The organism is Bacillus sp. iso_77 (assembly GCF_056173625.1).
This window is the reverse complement of the sequence record NZ_CM149683.1, coordinates 2,802,810-2,822,860: the sequence shown is the minus strand read 5'-3', so window position 1 is coordinate 2,822,860 and position 20,051 is coordinate 2,802,810. Positions and strand designations below refer to the sequence as shown.

Genomic DNA, 20,051 nt, shown 5'->3' with positions numbered 1-20,051 from the left:
TCCATTTCCTTCGCATAAGAAGGTATTTCCTTTCTTTTAGCCAATATAGTGAAGTAAACGAGCAAAAGGGGGAAGAGCGGAACATGTCGTTCATCATATTCTTTCTACTGTATTTTCCTGAAGATAAAAGGGAGTATATCCCTGCGGCAATCACGACGGTGCTTTTCTTTGCTGCTGCATTTATTTGCTTTCGTCTGATCGTTCGTGCTTCTAAGAAGCAGGAGCAGATCGATGAAAAAAGGACAAAAAAAATGGATTGATCATTTTCTTCTTGTATCTTCAGGAAACTTCACGGTGACTGTTGTACCAGACTGCAATGAGCTTTTGAAACGAATGGTTCCATGATGATTTTCAATGATGGAAAATGTCACTGTCAACCCAAGCCCTGTTCCTTTATTTTTCAATGTGTAATAGGGTTCACCAAGCTTTTTCATTTGGCTTTCTGACATGCCTACACCGTTATCAACGAAATAAAGGCAGATTCGATGATTTTCTTTTGAAGCAAATAGTTCGATTTTACCTTCGTGTTCGGGCGCTGCTTCGATTGCATTTTTGATTAAATTAATCATGACTTGTTTGATTTTCGTTTCATCACCTTGGATGTATAAGTCTGGTTCAATCGATTGATGAATCGTGACCGACTTAAAATTCGCATAGGATGTCATCAGCGATGCACACTCTTCAAGTAATTTAGATAAATTGAGAGACTCAATTTGATAATAATTTTGTTTCGCAATATCAAGATAGCTCGTAATAATATCCTGCGCACGGTCAAGTTCAGATAAAACGAGATTTTTATAATCTTTATTGGTTGACGGCTCTTTTGTATTGTCACTTGAAAAGAGCAGTTGGATAAATCCTCTCACCACCGTCAGCGGATTGCGGACTTCATGGGCGACACTTGCTGCAAGTTCACTCACAATCGTCAGTTTCTCTGATTGGACAAGCTGTGTTCTCATTTGCGCATTCTCTTTCACAAACTCAATGGAATAAATACTCAGCACAAGAAAGAATATGTAGTAAAGAGTTGAGAAAAATAATTCGAGCAGCTTTTGTTGCATAATGAATGCAGGGCTGTACTCAATTAAGCTGACCACAAGCAGTCCAATGTAAATAAACATCCCTTTTGATAACGCAATTAGGACTCCGTATAACAGCTTTCTCTGCTTAGAATATTGGCGCCATTTCCGGTAAAGCAGGAAAGGAATGAAAAAGTAAATCGGTACAACAATCAATCCAACCCATAAAAAAGAGCCATACATCACGAACTTTACGGTTGAACTAACTAAGATAGCGACGATTCCGGCGGTATATCCCCCGTATAAAATAGCCAGTACAAGGGGAATCGATTGAAGCCCAGTCTGCAAATCTAAAATCGAACCAACTGGATACATAATACATAGTGCTGATGAAATGGATGCAAATATGGTGATGAGCAGTTTATTCGTTTTAGGGAAATGAGCAGGGGTCCGGCTTAGCCATAGTGCATGATATAAAAAGATTGGAAATAGAATAAAAGATACATGGAGCAGAAAATCCTTGAACATTTCCATTTAAATGCTCTCCTCGTAAATAATTGTAATTCCTCTCATTATATCATTTCATGTACAAAGTAGATATGATAATAGGAGGGTTTTTTTCTTTAAAAAGAACACCCGCTAGGATGTTCTTTTGATAGAAATGGTTTTATTCGGATGATAGAGTGAATGCTTGATGAAGGCGCTTCAGACCTTCTTTCACTGTTCCGGCAGGACAGCCTAGATTCATTCGAATAAAGCCGTCTCCTTCGTGCCCATATACGTTTCCGAGCTCTAGTATGACCTTGCCCTTTTTCAGCAGATTACGTTTCAATTCTGCTTGAGTGAGCTCATAATCACGAATATCCAGCCATAATAGATAAGAAGCATCTGGTTTCATATAACGCATGCTCGGCAGATATTCATCAATATAATCCATTGCGATCTTCATATTATTTTCGAGATAAAGAACAAGTGAATCAAGCCACTCATCTCCGTGGCGATAGGCCGCCTCCATGGCAGGAATCGCAAAGGCATTCAGTTTGGACAATCCATTTCTTTGCAATTCATTGGTGAAAAGGGTTCTTTTTTCTTCATCAGAAATGATAATGGCAGATGCCTGAAGACCAGCTAAATTAAATGTTTTACTCGGTGCAATACACGTTATCGTGATGTTAGCTATCTCATCAGAAAGGCTGGCAAAAGGCACATGCGGCTGTCCGTAAAGCATCAGATCGGAATGAATTTCATCTGACACGACGGTGACACCGTACTGTACACATAGGTCTCCTACACGCTTTAATTCCTCTTTTGACCAAGCTCTCCCTGAAGGATTATGCGGATGACAAAGAAACATCAGCTTTGCTTCTGGTCTGCTTAATTTTTTCTCTAAATCATCAAAATCCATCATGTAACGGTTGTTTTCTATTTTTAAAGGATTGGTTGAGACGATACGTCCATTTCTTTCAATCATTTGATAGAAGGGCGTATACACCGGTGACTGAATGACCACTTCATCATTCGGAGCTGTAAAGGCTTGTACCGCAAAACTAAGTGCTGTCACGATACCTGGTGTGAAGGTGACGGCATCTGTTTGTATCGTCCAACCGTGTCTTCTTTTGAGCCAGTCAGCTACTGCTTGCTGCGTTTCCTGATCCTGAAATGCATAGCCGAATACACCGTGATCTAATCGTTCTTTTAAAGCATCAAGCACGACTTGGGGCGCTTTGAAATCCATATCTGCGACCCACATTGGCAGCGCATCTGTTGTCAGGAACAAAGACTCTGCTTGATCCCATTTGACTGATTTTGAACCTTTACGTATGATCTGTTCGTCGAAATTCATGAAACCCACCTCTAGCCGTTTTTCAACCACTCTTGGTTGTGCTAAAATAAACATCACAAAATTTATTATAAGCGGTGATCCCCATGAAAGATAGTCAAGCTGTAGAAGAGATGATTCAAATCATTAAGGCATGGGACCCTTTTCAGTATGGAGAGGACTTTTACGAAACGGAGCCTGCTGACGTCATCAGTGCCTTATACGACGCAGAAGACCCGTTATCTTTCGCGAAAGACATTCAAGCCATTTACCATCACTCATTTGATCAGCTTCTTCCGATGGAAAGCTGTCAGCATATCGCAAATCAGCTTTTTGTCATAAGAGAAGGTAGCTCCTGCTCGTTTTAAGACAGGCTGAAATGACCAATTTGATCAGACACAAAGACCGGATTTTCCTCAGGGATGAGGTGCCCGGTTTTTTTTAATGCGTGAAAGGTTGAATGCGGCAGATCCTTGTGCAGTCTTTCGCCAATTTGAATAGGAACGATCCGGTCTTCCTCCCCCCAAATCAGCAGGACAGGTGTCTCCATTTTCTTTAAGACATCTGACGCTAAATCGCCTTCCCTGTGCCGAATCAAACGAAAAATACCTCTGAAAATTTGGTCATCTGAAAAAGGCTTTAAATATCCGTCGACCATCTCTTGATCAATAATCGAATGATCATGCACAACAGCGGTTAAATTTTTCATAATACCTTGCTTGAACAACTTTCTTTTTAAATAGAGATAAAAATAAGGAATATAAGTGCTGTAAACAAGCGACTTTTTGGACTTATTCATATACCCTGAACTGCATAAAAGAACGGCTTTTTCAAATAGGTCGGGACGCTCAGAGGCAGCATATAAAGCAATTTGTCCCCCCATGGAATGCCCCACGAGGATCGCATGCTGAATCTGCAAATAACCAGCTAGTTCAATGATGATTTTTGCCATGTTCCGATAGCTGTAAATGAACGTATTCGATTTTTCGGACTGCCCGAATGGAGGCAGATCAATCGCAATTAAATTGAAGTCTTGTTTCAGAAGCGGGATGAGCTTTCGATAGCTGAAAGTAGATGAGAAAAGGCCGTGAATCAAAATCAATGTCTTCTTACCTTCATTTGGATAGTGTTCGTAATAGATATCTAAACCGAATTTACTTTTCATATAGGATGGCTGTACAATGTCCACACTCATCAACTCCGATATTTGATACTCACTCTCTGTTAGGTGACTGTATTGTACCCTAAAAAGTGGATTTTAAGCTACGATTAGAATCTTTTCCATGCTTAGCATAATGGGAAAAACGTGCTATAATGTTCAGAAGATTTTTTAAAACTAGCTTTTTACAATCAGAGGTGTGAAATCAATGAAACTAACCGAAAAAGAAACTGAAATATTAGAGATTTTAGATGAAAACAGCCGCGCCGATTTAAATACAATTGCAAAAATGGCAGGTGTGACATCAGAAGAAGCAGAAGCCATTATTCAAAAGCTCGAAGATCAAAAAGTCATTATTGATTATTCGACCATGATTGACTGGCGAAAAGTAGACGGACACGAAGGCGTTACAGCGATGATTGATGTGAAAGTGACCCCAAAAAGAGGCGTCGGTTTTGATGAAATTGCTGAACGCATTTACAGGTTCCAAGAAGTGGAGTCCGTGTATTTAATGTCAGGCGTGTATGATTTATCTGTTGTGATCAGAGGAGATCCATGTCTGATATCGCCCGCTTCGTATCTGAAAAATTATCGACACTTGATTCTGTTGTTTCAACCACTACCCACTTTATTTTGAAAAGATATAAGCATGATGGGAAAGTCTTTGAAACAGGGGACGATGACAAAAGAATCGTGGTGTCTCCTTAAATGAAAAAGTCTTATTTATCTGAAACGGTACAAAGCATTCAGCCGTCAGGTATTCGGAAATTCTTTGATTTGGCAGCCACAATGGAAGGGGTTATCTCCCTCGGGGTCGGCGAACCGGATTTCGTGACAGCTTGGAATGTGAGAGAAGCCAGTATTATGTCTTTAGAGCAAGGACTGACCTCTTATACAGCAAATGCTGGGCTGCTCTCTTTGCGAAAAGAATTGAGTCATTATTTATATAAGCGGTTTCACATTGAGTACAGTCCTGAAGAAGAACTCATTATTACCGTTGGCGGTAGCCAGGCGCTTGATTTGGCCTTTCGCGCCATTTTAAACAACGGGGACGAAGTAATCATCCCAGAGCCTTGTTTCGTCGCATATGGGGCTCTGACGACACTTGCGGGCGGTGTACCGGTTTATTTAAGTACATCGGCTGAAAAAGATTTTAAAGCCGATTCTGCTGATCTTCGTACGAAGCTGACGCCGAAAACAAAAGCCATCTTGCTATGCTCTCCATCAAACCCAACAGGGTCTGTTTACTCGAAAGAAGAGCTTGAAGATATTGCTCAGTTTGCAAAGGAGCATGATCTTTTAATTATCACGGATGAGATTTATGCAGAGCTGACGTACGATGAAGCTTTTACGAGTGTGGCGGCGATTCAAGATATGAAGGAAAGAACGATTTTGATTTCAGGCTTTTCAAAAGGATTCGCTATGACGGGTTGGCGCTTAGGCTATGTGGCAGCACCGCCAGTCCTCCGTGATGCCATGCTGAAAATACATCAATATTCTATGATGTGTGCACCAGCTATGGCACAATATGCCGCAGAAGAAGCATTAAAAAATGGACTTGAAGATGTGGAGAAAATGAAGAAAAGCTACAGAAGGCGCCGTAATTTGTTTGTCGGCTCTCTCAATGAACTTGGACTCACTTGCCACCAGCCAAACGGAGCGTTTTACGCTTTCCCGTCCATTAAAAGCACAGGCATGACTTCAGAACAATTTGCTGAGGAGCTGCTGCTTAGCGAGAAAGTAGCGGTTGTCCCTGGAAATGTATTCGGTCCAAGTGGTGAAGGACATATTCGTTGTTCATATGCGTCGTCACTCGATCACTTGCAGGAATCACTTTCAAGAATCCAGCGTTTTTTACAGAATAGACAAGTGAAAGAAGAAGCACCTGCTATCTTAAAATAAAAAAAGGCATCAATCCATCTGGACTCATGCCTCTCAAATTAGGGGGGAATACTAGAAAGCATTCTTGTTTTCAGGTATTCCCCCTTTTAAACTGATCTAAACCCAATTAAAAAATATTTTGCGTAAAAGAGCGTTCTGTGATATAGTTTTTAATTGCGTATAAACGAATATTAAAACATTTATTTAGGAGTTGTTATCATGGCGACAAAGTTTGAAGTAGGCAGTGTTTACACTGGTAAAGTAACAGGATTACAAGCGTATGGTGCGTTTGTTGCATTAGATGAAGAAACTCAAGGACTTGTGCATATTTCTGAAGTAACACATGGCTTTGTAAAAGACATCAACGAGCACCTTTCAATTGGTGACGAAGTACAAGTAAAAGTTCTTTCTGTTGATGAAAATGCAGGTAAAATCAGCCTTTCTATCCGTGCGACACAAGATGCACCAGAAAGAAAAGAAAGCAAACCAAAGAAACAAAGACCACAGCAAGCGAAAGAAGAAGCTGCTGCACCACAAGGTTTCAATACACTGAAAGATAAACTTGAAGAGTGGATTGAGCAATCTAACCGTAAAGACCTTATCAAGAAATAAAAAAAGCACCGCTTCAAACGGTGCCTTAGGCTGCCTCATAGGCAGTCTTTTTTTTATGTCTTTTTCATTAGCGGACCTCTGGATTTGGCTCGTCACGGCGGACAGCTTCTTCACTAGGTTTGAACAACAGACCAAGATTGACAAGACCTGCAATTCCAACAAGACCATAAATAATACGTGATAATGCAGCACCTTGACCGCCAAAGATCGCTGCTACTAAGTCAAATTGAAAAAAGCCGATTAGTCCCCAGTTAATAGCACCGATAATCGTGAGCACGAGGGCAATACGCTGAATAGCACTCATCGTGATTCCTCCTTTCGCTACAGTATCAATACATTTATATTTTGCAGATTTTTAGCCAAACTATGCGTAAGAAAATGGATGAAAGCAAATTACTTTACTTTTGGAATGAAAGAAGCGCATAATGTAGCGCGAGGAGGAGATCACATGGATCGATTTACTTATTGGAACCCAACGAAATTAATTTTTGGAAAGGGAGAAGTATCAGCCCTTTCAGATGAACTAAAACACTACGGAAAAAACGTATTGCTTGTATATGGTGGAGGCAGCATTAAACGAAATGGCCTTTATGACCAAGTTGTCAGCATCTTAAAAGAATCAGGAGCTGCAATCACTGAGCTTGCTGGTGTTGAGCCAAACCCGCGCTTAACAACGGTTAGAAAAGGGGTTGAGCTTTGCAAAGAGAACCAAATTGATTTTATTTTGGCAGTCGGCGGCGGTAGCGTGATTGACGCAACAAAAGCGATCGCAGCTGGTGCGAAATACGATGGAGATGCTTGGGATATCGTCACTCGTAAGCATGTCCCAATGGAAGCCATCCCATTTGGTACAGTATTAACACTTGCCGCGACAGGTTCTGAAATGAACTCTGGCTCCGTCATCACAAACTGGGAAACAAATGAGAAATACGGATGGGGCAGTCCGGCTGTCTTCCCTAAATTCTCTATTCTTGACCCAGTCAATACATTTACTGTGCCAAAAAACCATACGATTTATGGCATGGTCGACATGATGTCTCACGTATTTGAACAATATTTCCATCACACGGAGAATACACCTTACCAAGATCGTATGTGTGAAGGACTTCTTCGTACGGTCATTGAAACAGCACCAAAGCTGATCAATGATTTGGAAAACTATGAGCTTCGTGAAACGATTTTATTCACAGGCACCATTGCACTGAATGGAATGCTTTCAATGGGCGCACGCGGAGACTGGGCATCTCACAATATTGAGCATGCGGTATCCGCGGTGTATGACATCCCGCATGCAGGCGGACTTGCGATCTTGTTCCCGAACTGGATGAAGCATGTCATTCAAGAAAACCCAGGTCGCTTCAAGCAATTAGCAGTGCGTGTATTCGATGTAGATCCTGCGGGCAAAACAGACGAAGAAGTTGGCTTAGAAGGAATCGAAAAACTTTCTGCTTTCTGGACAAGTCTAGGCGCACCAAACCGTTTAGCTGACTATGACATCAACGATGAGAAAATTGATCTGATTGCAGACCGTGCAATGGCACGTGGTGAATTTGGCCAATTTAAAAAGCTGAACAAAGAAGATGTTCTAGCTATTTTAAACGCTTCTTTATAATCGAACATGGAAAAGATAGCTGCTTTTAAGCAGTTATCTTTTTTGAGTTCTGCATGTACATATGTTACAGTAGTCTTTCATGTTTTTGGATATAAATGTTTTAAGGAGATGTAGAACAGATGGAAAACTTTATTTACTATAATCCAACGAAATTGATGTTTGGAAAAGGACAACTAGACGGACTAAAAAGCGAACTCGCTCGTTATGGAAAGCGAGTGCTTCTTGTATATGGTGGAGGCAGTATTAAGAAAAATGGTCTTTATGATAAGGTTATCAGCGCTTTAAATGAAGCAGAGGCTGACGTATTTGAACTGTCAGGAGTCGAACCGAACCCTCGTCTCACTACAGTGCAAAAAGGGATCGACATTTGCCAAAATGAGAACATTGATTTCTTATTAGCAGTTGGTGGGGGAAGTGTCATCGACTGTACAAAAGCCATTGCAGCTGGAGCTGAATATGACGGGAATGTTTGGGATATTATTTCAAAGAAAACGACCGCTCAAAAAGCACTGCCATTTGGCACAGTATTGACACTTGCAGCGACAGGCTCAGAAATGAACCCGGATTCTGTGATCACGAACTGGGAAACAAATGAAAAGTACGTGTGGGGCAGTTCAGTCACGCACCCTGCTTTTTCAATTTTAGATCCTGAGCACACATATTCTGTGCCAGAGAATCAAACGGTGTATGGCATGGTTGATATGATGAGCCATGTATTTGAACAATACTTCCATAACGTCAAAAACACCCCTCTACAAGATCGGATGTGTTTTGCTGTTCTTCAAACAGTCATCGAGACAGCACCAAAGCTACTTGAAGACTTACAAAACTATGAGCACCGTGAAACCATCCTTTATGCAGGAACAATTGCTTTAAATGGCACGCTGCAAATGGGTTACTTTGGCGACTGGGCATCACATACGATTGAGCATGCAGTATCAGCAGTCTATGACATTCCGCATGCAGGTGGACTTGCGATCCTCTTCCCAAACTGGATGCGTCATACACTTGATCATAATGTCGAACGTTTTAAAAACCTCATGTTGAACATGTTTGACATTGAGACAGAAGGAAAATCGGATCGTGACATCGCATTAGAAGGAATCGACAAGCTGTCAGCCTTCTGGACAAGCCTCGGTGCACCGAGCCGTTTAGCGGATTATGATATTGGTGAAGATCAACTGGACAAAATTGCTGACATCGCAGCAAAAGAAATGGAATATGGTGGTTTTGGTAACTTTATGAAACTTGGCCGTGATGACATTTTAGCGATTTTGAAAGCTTCTCTATAATTTGGATGGCCGCTTCTCTTCATGAGGAGCGGCTTTTTGCTGCATCAATGACGATCACTTGATTTCAATAGCTAGTTCCGCTAAAGTGAAAGGGACAGAACTAACGTAATGGAGGGCTTACAAGCGATGACACATATTCAATTTGACTACTCGAAAGCGTTACCTTTCTTTCAAGAACATGAGCTTACATATTTAAAAGATTTTGTGAAGGTGGCCCATCATAATATTCATGAACAAACGGGTACTGGCAGTGATTATTTAGGCTGGGTTGACTTACCGAAGCAATATGATCGCGAAGAATTTGCCCGCATTAAAAAAAGTGCAGAAAAGATTAAATCTGATTCTGATGTATTACTCGTTGTTGGAATTGGTGGTTCTTATCTTGGCGCACGTGCGGCCATTGAGTTTTTAAACCATTCTTTCTATAATAGTTTGCCAAAAGGCAAACGCAAAACACCGCAAATCATCTTTATTGGAAACAACATCAGTTCTTCTTATTTAACAGATGTAATGGATCTGCTAGAAGATGCCGATTTCTCCATTAACGTGATTTCAAAATCTGGTACAACTACAGAGCCAGCCATTGCGTTCCGTATCTTTAAAAAGCTCCTTATCGAAAAATATGGTGCTGAAGAAGCGAAAAAACGCATCTATGCGACAACTGACAAGGCACGCGGGGCACTCAAAACATTAGCAACTGAAGAAGGCTATGAATCATTTATCATCCCTGATGACGTCGGCGGACGCTATTCCGTTTTAACAGCAGTTGGTCTATTGCCAATCGCTGTAAGCGGTGCAGACATTGATCAAATGATGGAAGGTGCTGCGAAAGCAAGTGAAGACTTCGCTTCATCTGAGCTCTCAGAAAATGCGGCTTATCAATATGCGGTTGTCCGTAATGTTCTTTATAATAAAGGACGGACAATTGAAATGCTGATTAACTATGAGCCAGGCTTACAGTACTTTGCGGAGTGGTGGAAGCAGTTATTCGGCGAAAGTGAAGGGAAAGATGAAAAAGGAATCTATCCTTCATCTGCGAACTTCTCAACAGATCTTCATTCACTTGGTCAATATGTACAAGAAGGAAGAAGAGACTTGTTTGAAACCATCGTGAATGTAGACAAGCCACGACATGAACTTGTCATCGAAGCAGAAGAACAAGACCTTGATGGGTTAAACTATCTTGCAGGAAAAACGGTTGATTTCGTCAATAAAAAAGCATTTGAAGGCACAATGCTTGCTCATACGGATGGAAAAGTACCGAACCTGATTGTGACAATTCCTGAAATGGATGCTTATACATTCGGATATCTCGTGTACTTCTTTGAAAAAGCATGTGCGATGTCTGGGTATTTACTAGGCGTCAATCCATTCGACCAGCCTGGAGTAGAAGCGTATAAAGTGAACATGTTTGCTTTATTAGGAAAACCGGGCTTCGAAGAGAAAAAGGCAGAACTTGAGAGCCGTCTCAAACAATCATAAGAATAAAAGGCACATCTTTGCATAAGGTGTGCCTCAGATTGTTGACAAAGGGCTAAAATGAACTGTATTTTAGCCCTTTGTCTTCTTTTTAGCGTGATAGAAAACCTTTGAAGTCTAGGAAGGACGAGCACTGGAGCGGAGCGAATTTGACATTCGTGAGCACCAGTGCGCAGGACTGACAACGAATGCGAGGGTTTGTCTACACGCTAAGGCACATCTTTTCATAAGGTGTGCCTTTTTTTATGTTCTCATGGTGTCAGTGCAAGCCTCCCTAAGTTCTGTACATAGAATAATCAATGGAGGAGGTTGATGAAGCGATGAGAACAAATCATATTTATATCCATGACATTTCCGGGCAGGCCATCGTTAACTTTGGGAATGTTGGGCGAATTTGTCCAATGAGTGCTGTAAAGGACACATCTGGAGCGGGCAGTGCGAACGAGACAAATGCATCATCCAGCCAGACCTTATTTGATGCTGCTTTTACAAACAATGTGCAAATCACGAAAGGCAAATGTATGAATTCCTCTCTTTAACGAACCCTATACAAAAAGGAGGGTTCTGTATGATTCATGTACCATCTAGGCTAACTGGTGAAAGCTTTTCACTGTACCATTTAGAAGAAAACATGAAGCCGCTCGGATATGTCATTAATGGGAATTGGGATTATGATCATGGATATTTTGATTATAAAATTGACAACCGTGACGGCTATACCTTTCTCAGAGTTCCGTTTACAGCCGAGAAAGGACAGCTGGATCAGCCAGGCGTTGTGGTGAAAATGGGACATCCATTTCTCTTAAAGCATGTCTATCAAGATAAATTAGATGACCATGCGATGGTTGGAAATGTAGGGGCATCTTTTAACCAATTCCAAGAACCGAAAGAGAAAGACGGAGATGTGTCAAAGGCTTATGCCGAAATTGGCTTTTCACTCGTCAAAGAATTAGAAGATGTACTGCTTTAAAAGCTGATCAGCTCATCCTCTGGATGAAGCTCATATCCAAAAGGAGGATTCATCATGGGTCCTTCTTTTTTTTGTACGCCTACAATGATCACATGATGCTCTAAAAAGTGATGAAGTGCCGTTAAGAATGTCTCTCCAGCTAATGAAGCTGGTACTGGAATGATAGTGATCTGTTTATGGAGGGTCATGTTTCTTTTTATTTTTAACGCCATGAGCTGTTCTTTTAAAAGAAAATGCTCCACCATTAAATGATTCACGGCATCAGAAGTATGGATGACTTGATTGGCGCCAGCCCGCTCAGCATTTTTCACATAGCGATCGGTTAAAATTTCAATTAAACAATATAACGAAGGATTTAATCCTTTTGCCGCAAGCAAGGTTAAGACACTCTGCATATCAGCCGTCACTTCATTTTCATGCTGGTCGGCGGTAATCATCAATGTATCAGCACTCATAATATTTGCTCTGCGAAGTGTGGCATCCTCTGTACCATGGCCTTTAATAAAATGGACATTCTCTAAAAGAGGTCCTTCTTTTAAGGAATCATCAATGAGTACAATCGGCATGGCGGGATCAATGGTTTGAAACGATTGAAGCAGTTTGTTCGTTTTCTCATTCCAGCCAACGATAATGACATGTCCTTTCCCCTTAAAAGCGACCTTTCCTTCTACATAATGGTGCTGCTTACTGAACACAGCGGCAGCGAGTGTGGCAAAATAAGCCGTGACAAAGCTTGCCCCGATCAGAATCAGCGCCATACCTGCGATTTGTCCGGGCATGGTTTGCGGCACAAAATCACCATAGCCTACCGTCGCGACTGTAATGAGAGCCCACCAGATCCCATCAAAGATCGTATGATACTGCTTTGGTTCAAGTATGACGATTAATTGTCCAAAAAAGAGAAGCAAGAAACAGATGATGATCGCAATGCGAACATAAAGAGGCCATCTTAGCCAGGCAATGAAGATACGGTTTGATTTCATCGAACTCGTCCTTTCAGGGAGACTGCTAATGTCAGTATGCCCGATTAGGAAACAATTTTTCATCATCGTCATGTATTGAAACAGAACCCATATCTTAAAATAAGAGAGAAGAAGGAGGGAATGCGAATGTCGTTTGTTCAAAAGACCGTACTTCTTTTTATCGGCGCACACTTTTTATCATCTGCGGTGATTTTACTCGTGTTTGATTTAAATGCGGTGAACCATTTTATGAATGATTTCTCGTGGCTTCGTTTTTTTCAAGACCTATATGGAACGGTGACATTTTATACAGCATGCATCGGAATGTTCTTCTTTTTCATTGGTGTAGTGATTCCCCTTAAAAAGACCTAGTGCTTTTTGCTGTACACGTTACATAAAAGTCATTAAAATTGTAAATAAATATATAAAATAAAAAGGAAGCTGATGAGCATGCTGTTTTTTTATTTTTTAACATTTGCCGCATTGGGATTGTCTTTTTGGGCACAATTTAAAGTAAAGAATAATTTTGAAAAGTATTCAAAGGTTGAAGCTGCCAGTATGAAAACAGGTGCTGAAACCGCTCGATATATTTTAGATCGCAACGGGTTATACGATGTACCCGTTGAACCGGTAAGAGGAACTTTGACTGATCATTACGACCCGACGCAGCGTGTGGTTCGTTTATCTGAACCAGTGTATTATGGCCATTCCATTTCGGCCATTTCAGTCGCATCACACGAGGTTGGACATGCCTTGCAGCATCAGGAATCCTATGGTGCGCTTGTCTTGAGACATAAGATCTTCCCTGTCGTGAACTTTGCATCTGGTGTTGCCCCGCTTCTTTTCCTAGGTGGATTATTGCTCGGCAGCCTTAACTTAATCGGGCTTGGGATCGTTCTGTTCTCAGCTGCTGTGTTCTTTCAGCTAGTGACATTGCCTGTTGAGTTTAACGCAAGTTCTCGTGCAAAGAATATCATTGTTTCAGAAGGAATCATTAGAAGCAGTGAAGAAAGAGGCGTGAACAAGGTGTTAAATGCCGCAGCTCTTACGTACGTAGCAGCGGCCCTTGTCTCCCTGTTTGAATTGCTCCGTTTTGTAATGATCTTCCTAAATGGCCGTAATGATTAATTGACGCCAGAGGAGGTGAGCCCTTACCCGTGTTAGGTAAGGGTTTTTTTTGTATATTTTAAACGTATTTTTAGTCCTATTACTCATTGCTGCGACAGCATTTTTTGTTGTCACTGAATTTGCGATTGTGAAAATTAGAGGTTCAAAAATCAATCAGCTGATTGAAAGCGGTGATAAGAGAGCCATTCATGTTCAGAAACTGACAACCAACCTTGATGAATATTTATCTGCCTGTCAGCTTGGCATTACCATCACGGCATTAGGCTTAGGGTGGTTAGGGGAGCCAACAGTGGAACATTTCCTGCATCCGCTTTTTGAAAAGGCAGGGCTTCATTCCGCTTTGACAGACATCATATCGTTTATCATTGCCTTTGTGATCATTACGTTTTTGCATGTTGTCGTTGGGGAACTTGCTCCCAAAACGATTGCCATTCAAAAGGCAGAAGCCGTCAGTCTTGTGACGGCAAAACCTCTTATTTTTTTCTATAAAGTCATGTACCCGTTTATTAAAGCATTAAATGGGGCTGCACGAGGCATTGTGAAATTATTTGGTTTTCATTCTGTCAAAGAACATGAAGTGGCGATTAGTGAGGAAGAATTGCGTCTCATCCTGTCTGAAAGCTACGAAAAGGGCGAGATCAACCAATCTGAATACAAATATGTCAATAAAATATTTGAATTTGATAACCGAGTGGCGAGAGAGATTATGATCCCGCGCACAGAAATCTCTGCCATTGAAATTGAACAGAGCCTGGAAGACGTGACGCATTATATGCTGAACGAAAGGTATACACGTTATCCTGTCATTAAAGAAGACAAAGATCATGTCATTGGTGTGATCAATAGCAAAGACGTATTTAAAGCAAGTTTTCTCAATCAAGAGGTGTCCATTGAAGACTTAATGCGCCCTGTCATTCGTGTCATTGAAAGTACACCGATTCAAGAACTGTTGATTTTGATGCAAAAGGAACGGATTCATATGTCGGTGCTTGTAGATGAATACGGCGGAACAGCAGGTCTCGTCACAGTTGAAGACATATTAGAAGAAATTGTGGGCGAGATTCGAGATGAATATGATCAAGATGAAACCCCGCATATTGTGAAAAAAGGTGACTTCCACTATGTCATGGATGGAAAAGCCTTGATCGATGAAGTAAATGATTTATTGGATTTAGCGATTGAAAATGATGATGTTGATACAATTGCCGGCTGGATGATGACGCATAAAATTGATTTTGACATTGGAGATATCATTGAAGCAGAAGGCTGTGAATTTAAAATTGTCGATGCAGAAGATCATCATATTCGAACCATAGAAGTAAAAAAGGTTCACTTTTCCTAAAAACCTCGGAGCTATTGACGAGGTTTTTTTGCTTGGTAAACTTTAGGTAAGAAGATTTGTTTCTGCCAACCGGCAGTGATTGGTTTCACATAAAAAGGGTATGGTTTTATAGACATGATCAAAAGGAGCCAGTGAAATGAAAAAAATCAACGTACAAACAGACAAACACGATGACATGATAGACATTACCCATGAAGTTCAGCAATATGTCCGGGAAACTGGGATTCAAAACGGAACGGTTATGGTCTATTGTCCACATACGACGGCTGGAATCACCATTAATGAAAATGCCGACCCAGACGTCAAACGAGATATGCTGCGCCGGCTTGACGAAGTCTTTCCATGGGAACATTCAAAAGATCGTCATATGGAAGGCAATACAGCAGCGCATATGAAAGCTAGTTATATGGGAGCATCTCAGCACGTTCTTGTCCATCATGGTGATCTTGTGCTTGGAACGTGGCAGGGAATCTATTTTTGTGAGTTTGACGGACCGAGACATCGTCACTTTTATGTACAGGTGTCATCTAACGAGTAAGGGCGGGGGAGAAGATGGGAGAATTCACAGCGTTACTTCAAATTGAACATGGCATCATTCAAGCACCAATGGCAGGAGGAGCGGTGACGCCGCAGCTTGTCGCCGCTGTTTCACAATATGGCGGTCTCGGCAGCTTAGCAAGTGGTTATGTACAGCCTGAAAAGATGAGGCAGCAAATCAGACAGGTCAAACAGCTGACATCTCGTCCATTTCAAGTGAATGTGTTTGTCCCTGAACCCATTTCAGAAACGAAAACAGAAGATGTATCATTTTGGACAGATCGGCTGCCTGTCATTCCAGAAGCACAGATGATCCCTAGCGAGGAAGAATTATGGAAGGACTATGAACAAAAAATCAACATTCTTCAAGAAGAAGAAGTCCCAGCTGTTTCGTTTACATTTGCCTGTCCAAATGAACAAACAATTCATCACCTGAAACAAAAGGGGATCTTTCTCATCGGAACAGCTACAACAAAAAAAGAAGCACTGCTTTTAGAAGAAAAAGGAATGGATGCCATTGTTCTGCAAGGAAGTGAAGCAGGAGGGCATCGAGGCACCTTTTTACCTTCAAAGGGAGATGCTCTGCAGGGACTTTTCTGCCTGATCAGTGATGTCAAGTCTGTCTGTCATATCCCATTGATTGCAGCTGGAGGTATCACAGACAGGACCACTATGAAAGCAGCACTAGCACTTGGAGCAGATGCGGTTCAAATAGGGACAAGATTTTTAGCGAGTCAAGAAAGTGCTGCGGCAGATGTGTACAAAAAGGCGCTGTTACAGGCAGAAGGCAGTGAAACAGCGATGACACGGCTTTTCTCTGGAAAAAAGGCCAGAGGTATTGTCAATCAGTGGATGGAGGAAGAAAGACGAAATGAAGACCGGGTTCTTCCCTATCCTATACAGCATGTATGGACAACACCGATGCGAAAAGCGGCAGCTGCTACAGGAAACCCAGAACAAATGGCTCTTTGGGCAGGTCAGGGGGTTGGCCGTATTCATTCCATTTTAACCGTTGAAGAGATCATGCATGAACTCACGCAGATATAATTTGATGATGGGTGGTGTGACAGGATGGAAATCTTAAAACATTCATATCGGAAAAAAGGACAAATTGAATTTCTATTTGATAATTTTCCTCACTCCCCTGCCGTTCTTACCCCCATTCGTCATTACTATTTCGTTCGTTATGTGAAATGGAATCAGCACGACCCTCCAGTCACAAGAAACGATCTAGAAGAAATGGAAATCCTAGCAAACGCAATGCTTGGCACGCTCCATGATTACCGAAAACGCAAGGCATACAAAGGCCCCTTGTCATAACCTATAGACAAGAGGCCTTTTTTAGCTGCCAAACATTTGCCTGAGATAAATAACATCCATCCTAGTAGTCTGCGGCAGTAAATAAGCGGACTGAACCGCCCCTGGCCGTCTTCTGGCATTTAATTTATCGATAATCTCTGCAGCTGTTAAGATCCCAAGCCCATGCCCATAATATTGATCTTCCCCTAAGTAAATCACATTTTCTCCGCGCCATTGAGACTGTTGATAGCTAAATTCTGGATTCTCGAAATATAGGCAATCCCCATAAATAAAATCATTTCCGCGCTCTGTATAAATGGACAATGTATCATAGTGCCAGTCATACAGTGTTAAACTTCTAAGTCTTCGATTGAACTTCTCGTCTCCTACCGTTTGCAAGACTCCCATATAAAACACAATGACAATCGCTGTGGCACATTCAAAGGCATATTTTGAGCCATTTTCAAAGATGTCTTTAATCCCCGTAGATGGCTCGACTTGATAGCGCAGTTCTAACGCTCCGGCCTCTGATACACGCCAATAGGCGTCATTCGCACGGGACCTTTGAAAGATAGCAAATGAGGCACCGCTCTTATTCAAATCTCTTGCTGCATTCATGATATTCGATCTTAAAGTCACCTCAAATAACAAATCAGATGCTTGCCTATAACGGAACGTATCATTTGAGGCTTGTAACTGCATCAAAATGATCCGCTTTTGTCCTTCTAGCTGAAACGATGCCAGCTGCTCATTTGTCACTGGCTGTCCTGAAAGGATAATCATATGAAAAGCGCCCCCTTTTGTATTAGCGTATGCGGGATGCTTGGGCAAGGAATCAATTTGTGAAAATAAACAAAAAGTCATCCTTTTTATTTGAAAAACATGAAAATAATATGAAGCTGTCCGATATAAAACATAACGTTTAAAAGGAGGAAAAACATGAAAAGTATCATAAAATGGTTGAAAAAACCATCGATTTCTAAAAGGCTGATTATTTCATTCACACTTGTTCTCGTCTTGCCTATCATTACACTCAGTACGATTTCATATCAGATTGCCAAAGAAGAATTAGATCATGAAATCATGTACGGAGCCAACGCAAGAGTCAATGAGCTGAATGACATGATTGAGCAAAAGCTTTTGAATAAGGAGAACGCAGTCAAACTGTTTACCGAAACATCTAGTGCTGCAGACTTTAAAAAGAAAAACCAGGACGAACTGTATGAGCATTTTGAGATATACAGTAAAATCAATGAAGACGATGTGGTTGGGTTTTATGCAGCAAGTAAAAATCGTGACTTTATTCAGTTCCCTAAAGTGGACATGCCAAAAGGCTATGATCCAACAACTCGTGATTGGTATAAAGCGGCGATGCAGGACGAAAAAGGTGAACCTGTGGTCACCAATCCATACATCTCTGCCACAACAAACGGCATGGTTGTCACAATCGCTCAGCGTCTAAAGGACGGGTCGGGAGCCATTGGGATTGATATTGATGTTCAGGATATCGTCGATAAAATCAAAGATATTAAAATTGGACGAGAAGGATATCCAATTATTGCAAATAAAAATAAACAGATTGTCGCTCATCCAGAAGAAAAATCAGGATCTGCAGTGACTGGAAATATTTCATCAATCCTTTACAGCAGCAAAGAAGGAACATCAACTTATGAGAATAAAGGAGAGCAAAAACGTCTCGTTTTTGTAACAAATGATTTAACAGGTTGGAAAATTGCTGGAACGATGTTTGTATCAGAAACAGAAGAAGCAGCACAGCCAGTTTGGAATTCTGCCATTATTCTTTTAATTTCTTCTTTTATCCTTGGCGGTATTGCGATCTTCTTTATCGTTCGCTCCATCACAATTGGACTTAGAAGGCTTGTTGATTTCTCAGAAAAGGTGAGTGAAGGGGATCTAACGGAAACCCTCGAAACCAAATCGAAGGATGAAATAGGAGACCTCACAAGAAGCTTTAGTAAGATGAGTGAATCTTTGCGTGAAGTTATCCGAGCGGTCCAGCAATCTGTCGACAATGTAGCTTCAGCTTCAGAAGAGCTGACTGCTAGTGCCAGCCAAACAAGTCAGGCGACAGAGCATATCACCATGTCGATTGAACAATTCTCAAATGGGAATGAAGCACAAAATGAGAAAGTCGAATCTAGCACGAATCAGCTTGTCGCAATGAATGAAGGATTACAAGGTATGTCACAAACTTCATCAGAAGTGACTGCTGTCTCCATTCAATCGACAGAAGCGGCTGGACAAGGCGGACGTATCGTTGAAAGCACAGCGAATCAAATGAAACATATTGATACATCTGTACAAGAAGCCGAACAAGTCATGAAAGAATTAGAATACAAATCTAAAGATATTACGAGTATTTTAAATGTCATTAATGGCATCGCAGATCAAACGAATTTACTTGCACTCAATGCAGCCATAGAAGCAGCAAGAGCAGGTGAATCAGGGCGCGGTTTCTCTGTCGTAGCAGAGGAAGTCAGAAAACTAGCGGTCCAATCTGCAGATTCAGCGAAAGAAATTGAAAAGCTGATCCAAGAAATTGTGTTGGAAATTTCCAAATCTCAAGAGATGTTTAAAGCTGTTAACCGAGAAGTAAATGCAGGACTTGGGATGACAGAAGAAGCAAAAGAAAGCTTCCAAAACATCTATGAGGCGGCAGAAGGTATGTCGAAAAAGCTCACTCAATTAAATGATACAGCGGTTGACCTATCAAGCGGATCAAAACTTGTGTCACAAGCCATGCAAGAGATGCGTCAAGTTTCAAGAGAAAGTGCGGCGAACATTCAAGATATTGCGGCATCTGCTGAAGAACAATTGGCATCTATGGAAGAAATTTCGTCCTCTTCTGTCACACTTGCCAATATGGCTGAGGAACTAAAAGAGCTGACAAGTCAATTTAAAATTGATTAAAAAACGATG

22 protein-coding genes and 2 pseudogenes are annotated in these 20,051 nt (G+C 41.3%); 18 read left to right on the top strand and 6 right to left on the bottom strand.

Annotated features, from left to right (window positions below):
* Positions 1 to 83 precede the first annotated feature (83 nt).
* Positions 84 to 260: a hypothetical protein gene (locus AC0VYC_RS14625; RefSeq protein ID WP_008345810.1), complete on the top strand. Its 177-nt coding sequence runs from the start codon at positions 84 to 86 to the stop codon at positions 258 to 260.
* On the opposite strand, the gene AC0VYC_RS14620 is transcribed toward AC0VYC_RS14625, so the two are convergent.
* Both AC0VYC_RS14620 and AC0VYC_RS14615 read right to left on the bottom strand, forming a co-directional pair.
* Positions 261 to 1,553, bottom strand: coding sequence for a sensor histidine kinase (locus AC0VYC_RS14620; RefSeq protein WP_008345807.1), 1,293 nt, complete (start codon positions 1,551 to 1,553; stop codon positions 261 to 263).
* 133 nt (positions 1,554 to 1,686) lie between these two features.
* Positions 1,687 to 2,862 carry a MalY/PatB family protein gene (locus tag AC0VYC_RS14615; protein WP_058336859.1) on the bottom strand — a complete coding sequence of 392 codons (1,176 nt, stop codon included), beginning with the start codon at positions 2,860 to 2,862 and terminating at the stop codon, positions 1,687 to 1,689.
* A gap of 83 nt (positions 2,863 to 2,945) precedes the next feature.
* Here AC0VYC_RS14615 and AC0VYC_RS14610 point away from each other — a divergent pair, with 83 nt between their 5' ends.
* On the top strand, positions 2,946 to 3,206 hold the full coding sequence (locus tag AC0VYC_RS14610) for a YugE family protein (RefSeq protein ID WP_045034535.1): 261 nt from the start codon (positions 2,946 to 2,948) through the stop codon (positions 3,204 to 3,206).
* On the opposite strand, the gene AC0VYC_RS14605 is transcribed toward AC0VYC_RS14610, so the two are convergent.
* Entirely contained in the window at positions 3,203 to 4,027 is an 825-nt protein-coding gene (locus AC0VYC_RS14605) for an alpha/beta fold hydrolase (RefSeq protein ID WP_017358960.1), read from the bottom strand. The genes AC0VYC_RS14610 and AC0VYC_RS14605 overlap by 4 nt on opposite strands.
* 178 nt (positions 4,028 to 4,205) lie before the next feature.
* Here AC0VYC_RS14605 and AC0VYC_RS14600 point away from each other — a divergent pair.
* From AC0VYC_RS14600 to yugI, 3 genes and pseudogenes are all read left to right on the top strand, one after another.
* Positions 4,206 to 4,705: pseudogene (locus AC0VYC_RS14600) on the top strand (Lrp/AsnC family transcriptional regulator).
* A complete protein-coding gene (locus AC0VYC_RS14595) occupies positions 4,706 to 5,899 on the top strand; it encodes an aminotransferase (RefSeq protein ID WP_039169726.1) in 1,194 nt (397 codons plus the stop codon).
* Between the two features lie 198 nt (positions 5,900 to 6,097).
* Entirely contained in the window at positions 6,098 to 6,490 is a 393-nt protein-coding gene (gene yugI / locus AC0VYC_RS14590; RefSeq protein ID WP_024719717.1) for a S1 domain-containing post-transcriptional regulator GSP13, read from the top strand.
* 67 nt (positions 6,491 to 6,557) lie between these two features.
* Here yugI and AC0VYC_RS14585 read toward each other — a convergent pair whose 3' ends face one another.
* Complete coding sequence (locus AC0VYC_RS14585) at positions 6,558 to 6,794, bottom strand: DUF378 domain-containing protein (RefSeq protein ID WP_008345792.1); 237 nt, start codon at positions 6,792 to 6,794, stop codon at positions 6,558 to 6,560.
* 144 nt (positions 6,795 to 6,938) lie between these two features.
* On the opposite strand from AC0VYC_RS14585, the gene AC0VYC_RS14580 reads away from it, so the two are divergent.
* The 5 genes from AC0VYC_RS14580 (at position 6,939) to AC0VYC_RS14560 (ending at position 11,843) form a co-directional block, all read left to right on the top strand.
* On the top strand, positions 6,939 to 8,102 hold the full coding sequence (locus tag AC0VYC_RS14580; protein WP_017358962.1) for an iron-containing alcohol dehydrogenase: 1,164 nt from the start codon (positions 6,939 to 6,941) through the stop codon (positions 8,100 to 8,102).
* 119 nt (positions 8,103 to 8,221) lie between these two features.
* A complete protein-coding gene (locus AC0VYC_RS14575) occupies positions 8,222 to 9,394 on the top strand; it encodes an iron-containing alcohol dehydrogenase (protein WP_008345787.1) in 1,173 nt (390 codons plus the stop codon).
* Between the two features lie 126 nt (positions 9,395 to 9,520).
* Positions 9,521 to 10,876, top strand: coding sequence for a glucose-6-phosphate isomerase (locus tag AC0VYC_RS14570; RefSeq protein WP_024719715.1), 1,356 nt, complete (start codon positions 9,521 to 9,523; stop codon positions 10,874 to 10,876).
* 317 nt (positions 10,877 to 11,193) lie between these two features.
* The gene (locus tag AC0VYC_RS14565) at positions 11,194 to 11,412 is read left to right on the top strand and encodes a spore germination protein (protein WP_058013817.1); all 219 of its coding nucleotides are present in this window, start codon (positions 11,194 to 11,196) and stop codon (positions 11,410 to 11,412) included.
* A gap of 29 nt (positions 11,413 to 11,441) precedes the next feature.
* Positions 11,442 to 11,843, top strand: a complete 402-nt coding sequence (locus tag AC0VYC_RS14560) for a YugN-like family protein (protein WP_024719713.1) — start codon at positions 11,442 to 11,444, stop codon at positions 11,841 to 11,843.
* Here AC0VYC_RS14560 and AC0VYC_RS14555 read toward each other — a convergent pair.
* Positions 11,840 to 12,826, bottom strand: a complete 987-nt coding sequence (locus AC0VYC_RS14555) for a potassium channel family protein (RefSeq protein ID WP_041507696.1) — start codon at positions 12,824 to 12,826, stop codon at positions 11,840 to 11,842. The genes AC0VYC_RS14560 and AC0VYC_RS14555 overlap by 4 nt on opposite strands.
* 126 nt (positions 12,827 to 12,952) lie before the next feature.
* Here AC0VYC_RS14555 and AC0VYC_RS14550 point away from each other — a divergent pair, with 126 nt between their 5' ends.
* The 6 genes from AC0VYC_RS14550 (at position 12,953) to AC0VYC_RS14525 (ending at position 17,132) form a co-directional block, all read left to right on the top strand.
* The gene (locus AC0VYC_RS14550; protein WP_008345775.1) at positions 12,953 to 13,177 is read left to right on the top strand and encodes a YuzI family membrane protein; all 225 of its coding nucleotides are present in this window, start codon (positions 12,953 to 12,955) and stop codon (positions 13,175 to 13,177) included.
* 81 nt (positions 13,178 to 13,258) lie between these two features.
* Complete coding sequence (locus tag AC0VYC_RS14545) at positions 13,259 to 13,933, top strand: zinc metallopeptidase (RefSeq protein ID WP_024719711.1); 675 nt, start codon at positions 13,259 to 13,261, stop codon at positions 13,931 to 13,933.
* 49 nt (positions 13,934 to 13,982) lie between these two features.
* Positions 13,983 to 15,275, top strand: a complete 1,293-nt coding sequence (locus tag AC0VYC_RS14540; RefSeq protein WP_024719710.1) for a hemolysin family protein — start codon at positions 13,983 to 13,985, stop codon at positions 15,273 to 15,275.
* Between the two features lie 136 nt (positions 15,276 to 15,411).
* Positions 15,412 to 15,813 (top strand): secondary thiamine-phosphate synthase enzyme YjbQ, encoded by a 402-nt coding sequence (locus AC0VYC_RS14535; RefSeq protein ID WP_025207889.1) that lies wholly within the window; start codon positions 15,412 to 15,414, stop codon positions 15,811 to 15,813.
* Positions 15,814 to 15,827: 14 nt separating this feature from the next.
* Positions 15,828 to 16,859: an NAD(P)H-dependent flavin oxidoreductase gene (locus AC0VYC_RS14530; protein ID WP_251210415.1), complete on the top strand. Its 1,032-nt coding sequence runs from the start codon at positions 15,828 to 15,830 to the stop codon at positions 16,857 to 16,859.
* A gap of 24 nt (positions 16,860 to 16,883) precedes the next feature.
* Positions 16,884 to 17,132, top strand: coding sequence for a hypothetical protein (locus tag AC0VYC_RS14525; RefSeq protein WP_251210414.1), 249 nt, complete (start codon positions 16,884 to 16,886; stop codon positions 17,130 to 17,132).
* 21 nt (positions 17,133 to 17,153) lie between these two features.
* Here AC0VYC_RS14525 and AC0VYC_RS14520 read toward each other — a convergent pair whose 3' ends face one another.
* The gene (locus AC0VYC_RS14520; RefSeq protein ID WP_008345763.1) at positions 17,154 to 17,894 is read right to left on the bottom strand and encodes a protein-glutamine gamma-glutamyltransferase; all 741 of its coding nucleotides are present in this window, start codon (positions 17,892 to 17,894) and stop codon (positions 17,154 to 17,156) included.
* A 156-nt stretch (positions 17,895 to 18,050) separates the two neighbouring features.
* On the opposite strand from AC0VYC_RS14520, the pseudogene AC0VYC_RS14515 reads away from it, so the two are divergent.
* Both AC0VYC_RS14515 and AC0VYC_RS14510 read left to right on the top strand, forming a co-directional pair.
* Positions 18,051 to 19,100, top strand: a pseudogene (locus tag AC0VYC_RS14515) (cache domain-containing protein); the annotation flags it as partial.
* Positions 19,092 to 20,042: a methyl-accepting chemotaxis protein gene (locus AC0VYC_RS14510; RefSeq protein WP_370529240.1), complete on the top strand. Its 951-nt coding sequence runs from the start codon at positions 19,092 to 19,094 to the stop codon at positions 20,040 to 20,042. The pseudogene AC0VYC_RS14515 and the gene AC0VYC_RS14510, both read left to right, overlap by 9 nt.
* Positions 20,043 to 20,051 lie beyond the last annotated feature (9 nt).

What these genes read in the sequence shown, in the direction of transcription:
- AC0VYC_RS14530 (WP_251210415.1), top strand. Translation starts at nt 15,828, where the DNA reads ATGGGAGAATTCACAGCGTTACTTCAAATTGAACATGGCATCATTCAA.
- AC0VYC_RS14560 (WP_024719713.1), top strand. Translation starts at nt 11,442, where the DNA reads ATGATTCATGTACCATCTAGGCTAACTGGTGAAAGCTTTTCACTGTAC.
- AC0VYC_RS14550 (WP_008345775.1), top strand. Translation starts at nt 12,953, where the DNA reads ATGTCGTTTGTTCAAAAGACCGTACTTCTTTTTATCGGCGCACACTTT.
- AC0VYC_RS14610 (WP_045034535.1), top strand. Translation starts at nt 2,946, where the DNA reads ATGAAAGATAGTCAAGCTGTAGAAGAGATGATTCAAATCATTAAGGCA.
- AC0VYC_RS14570 (WP_024719715.1), top strand. Translation starts at nt 9,521, where the DNA reads ATGACACATATTCAATTTGACTACTCGAAAGCGTTACCTTTCTTTCAA.
- AC0VYC_RS14580 (WP_017358962.1), top strand. Translation starts at nt 6,939, where the DNA reads ATGGATCGATTTACTTATTGGAACCCAACGAAATTAATTTTTGGAAAG.
- AC0VYC_RS14595 (WP_039169726.1), top strand. Translation starts at nt 4,706, where the DNA reads ATGAAAAAGTCTTATTTATCTGAAACGGTACAAAGCATTCAGCCGTCA.
- AC0VYC_RS14575 (WP_008345787.1), top strand. Translation starts at nt 8,222, where the DNA reads ATGGAAAACTTTATTTACTATAATCCAACGAAATTGATGTTTGGAAAA.
- AC0VYC_RS14625 (WP_008345810.1), top strand. Translation starts at nt 84, where the DNA reads ATGTCGTTCATCATATTCTTTCTACTGTATTTTCCTGAAGATAAAAGG.
- AC0VYC_RS14615 (WP_058336859.1), bottom strand. Translation starts at nt 2,862, where the DNA reads ATGAATTTCGACGAACAGATCATACGTAAAGGTTCAAAATCAGTCAAA.
- AC0VYC_RS14565 (WP_058013817.1), top strand. Translation starts at nt 11,194, where the DNA reads ATGAGAACAAATCATATTTATATCCATGACATTTCCGGGCAGGCCATC.
- AC0VYC_RS14535 (WP_025207889.1), top strand. Translation starts at nt 15,412, where the DNA reads ATGAAAAAAATCAACGTACAAACAGACAAACACGATGACATGATAGAC.
- AC0VYC_RS14520 (WP_008345763.1), bottom strand. Translation starts at nt 17,894, where the DNA reads ATGATTATCCTTTCAGGACAGCCAGTGACAAATGAGCAGCTGGCATCG.
- yugI (WP_024719717.1), top strand. Translation starts at nt 6,098, where the DNA reads ATGGCGACAAAGTTTGAAGTAGGCAGTGTTTACACTGGTAAAGTAACA.
- AC0VYC_RS14555 (WP_041507696.1), bottom strand. Translation starts at nt 12,826, where the DNA reads ATGAAATCAAACCGTATCTTCATTGCCTGGCTAAGATGGCCTCTTTAT.
- AC0VYC_RS14620 (WP_008345807.1), bottom strand. Translation starts at nt 1,553, where the DNA reads ATGGAAATGTTCAAGGATTTTCTGCTCCATGTATCTTTTATTCTATTT.
- AC0VYC_RS14525 (WP_251210414.1), top strand. Translation starts at nt 16,884, where the DNA reads ATGGAAATCTTAAAACATTCATATCGGAAAAAAGGACAAATTGAATTT.
- AC0VYC_RS14585 (WP_008345792.1), bottom strand. Translation starts at nt 6,794, where the DNA reads ATGAGTGCTATTCAGCGTATTGCCCTCGTGCTCACGATTATCGGTGCT.
- AC0VYC_RS14510 (WP_370529240.1), top strand. Translation starts at nt 19,092, where the DNA reads ATGAGTGAATCTTTGCGTGAAGTTATCCGAGCGGTCCAGCAATCTGTC.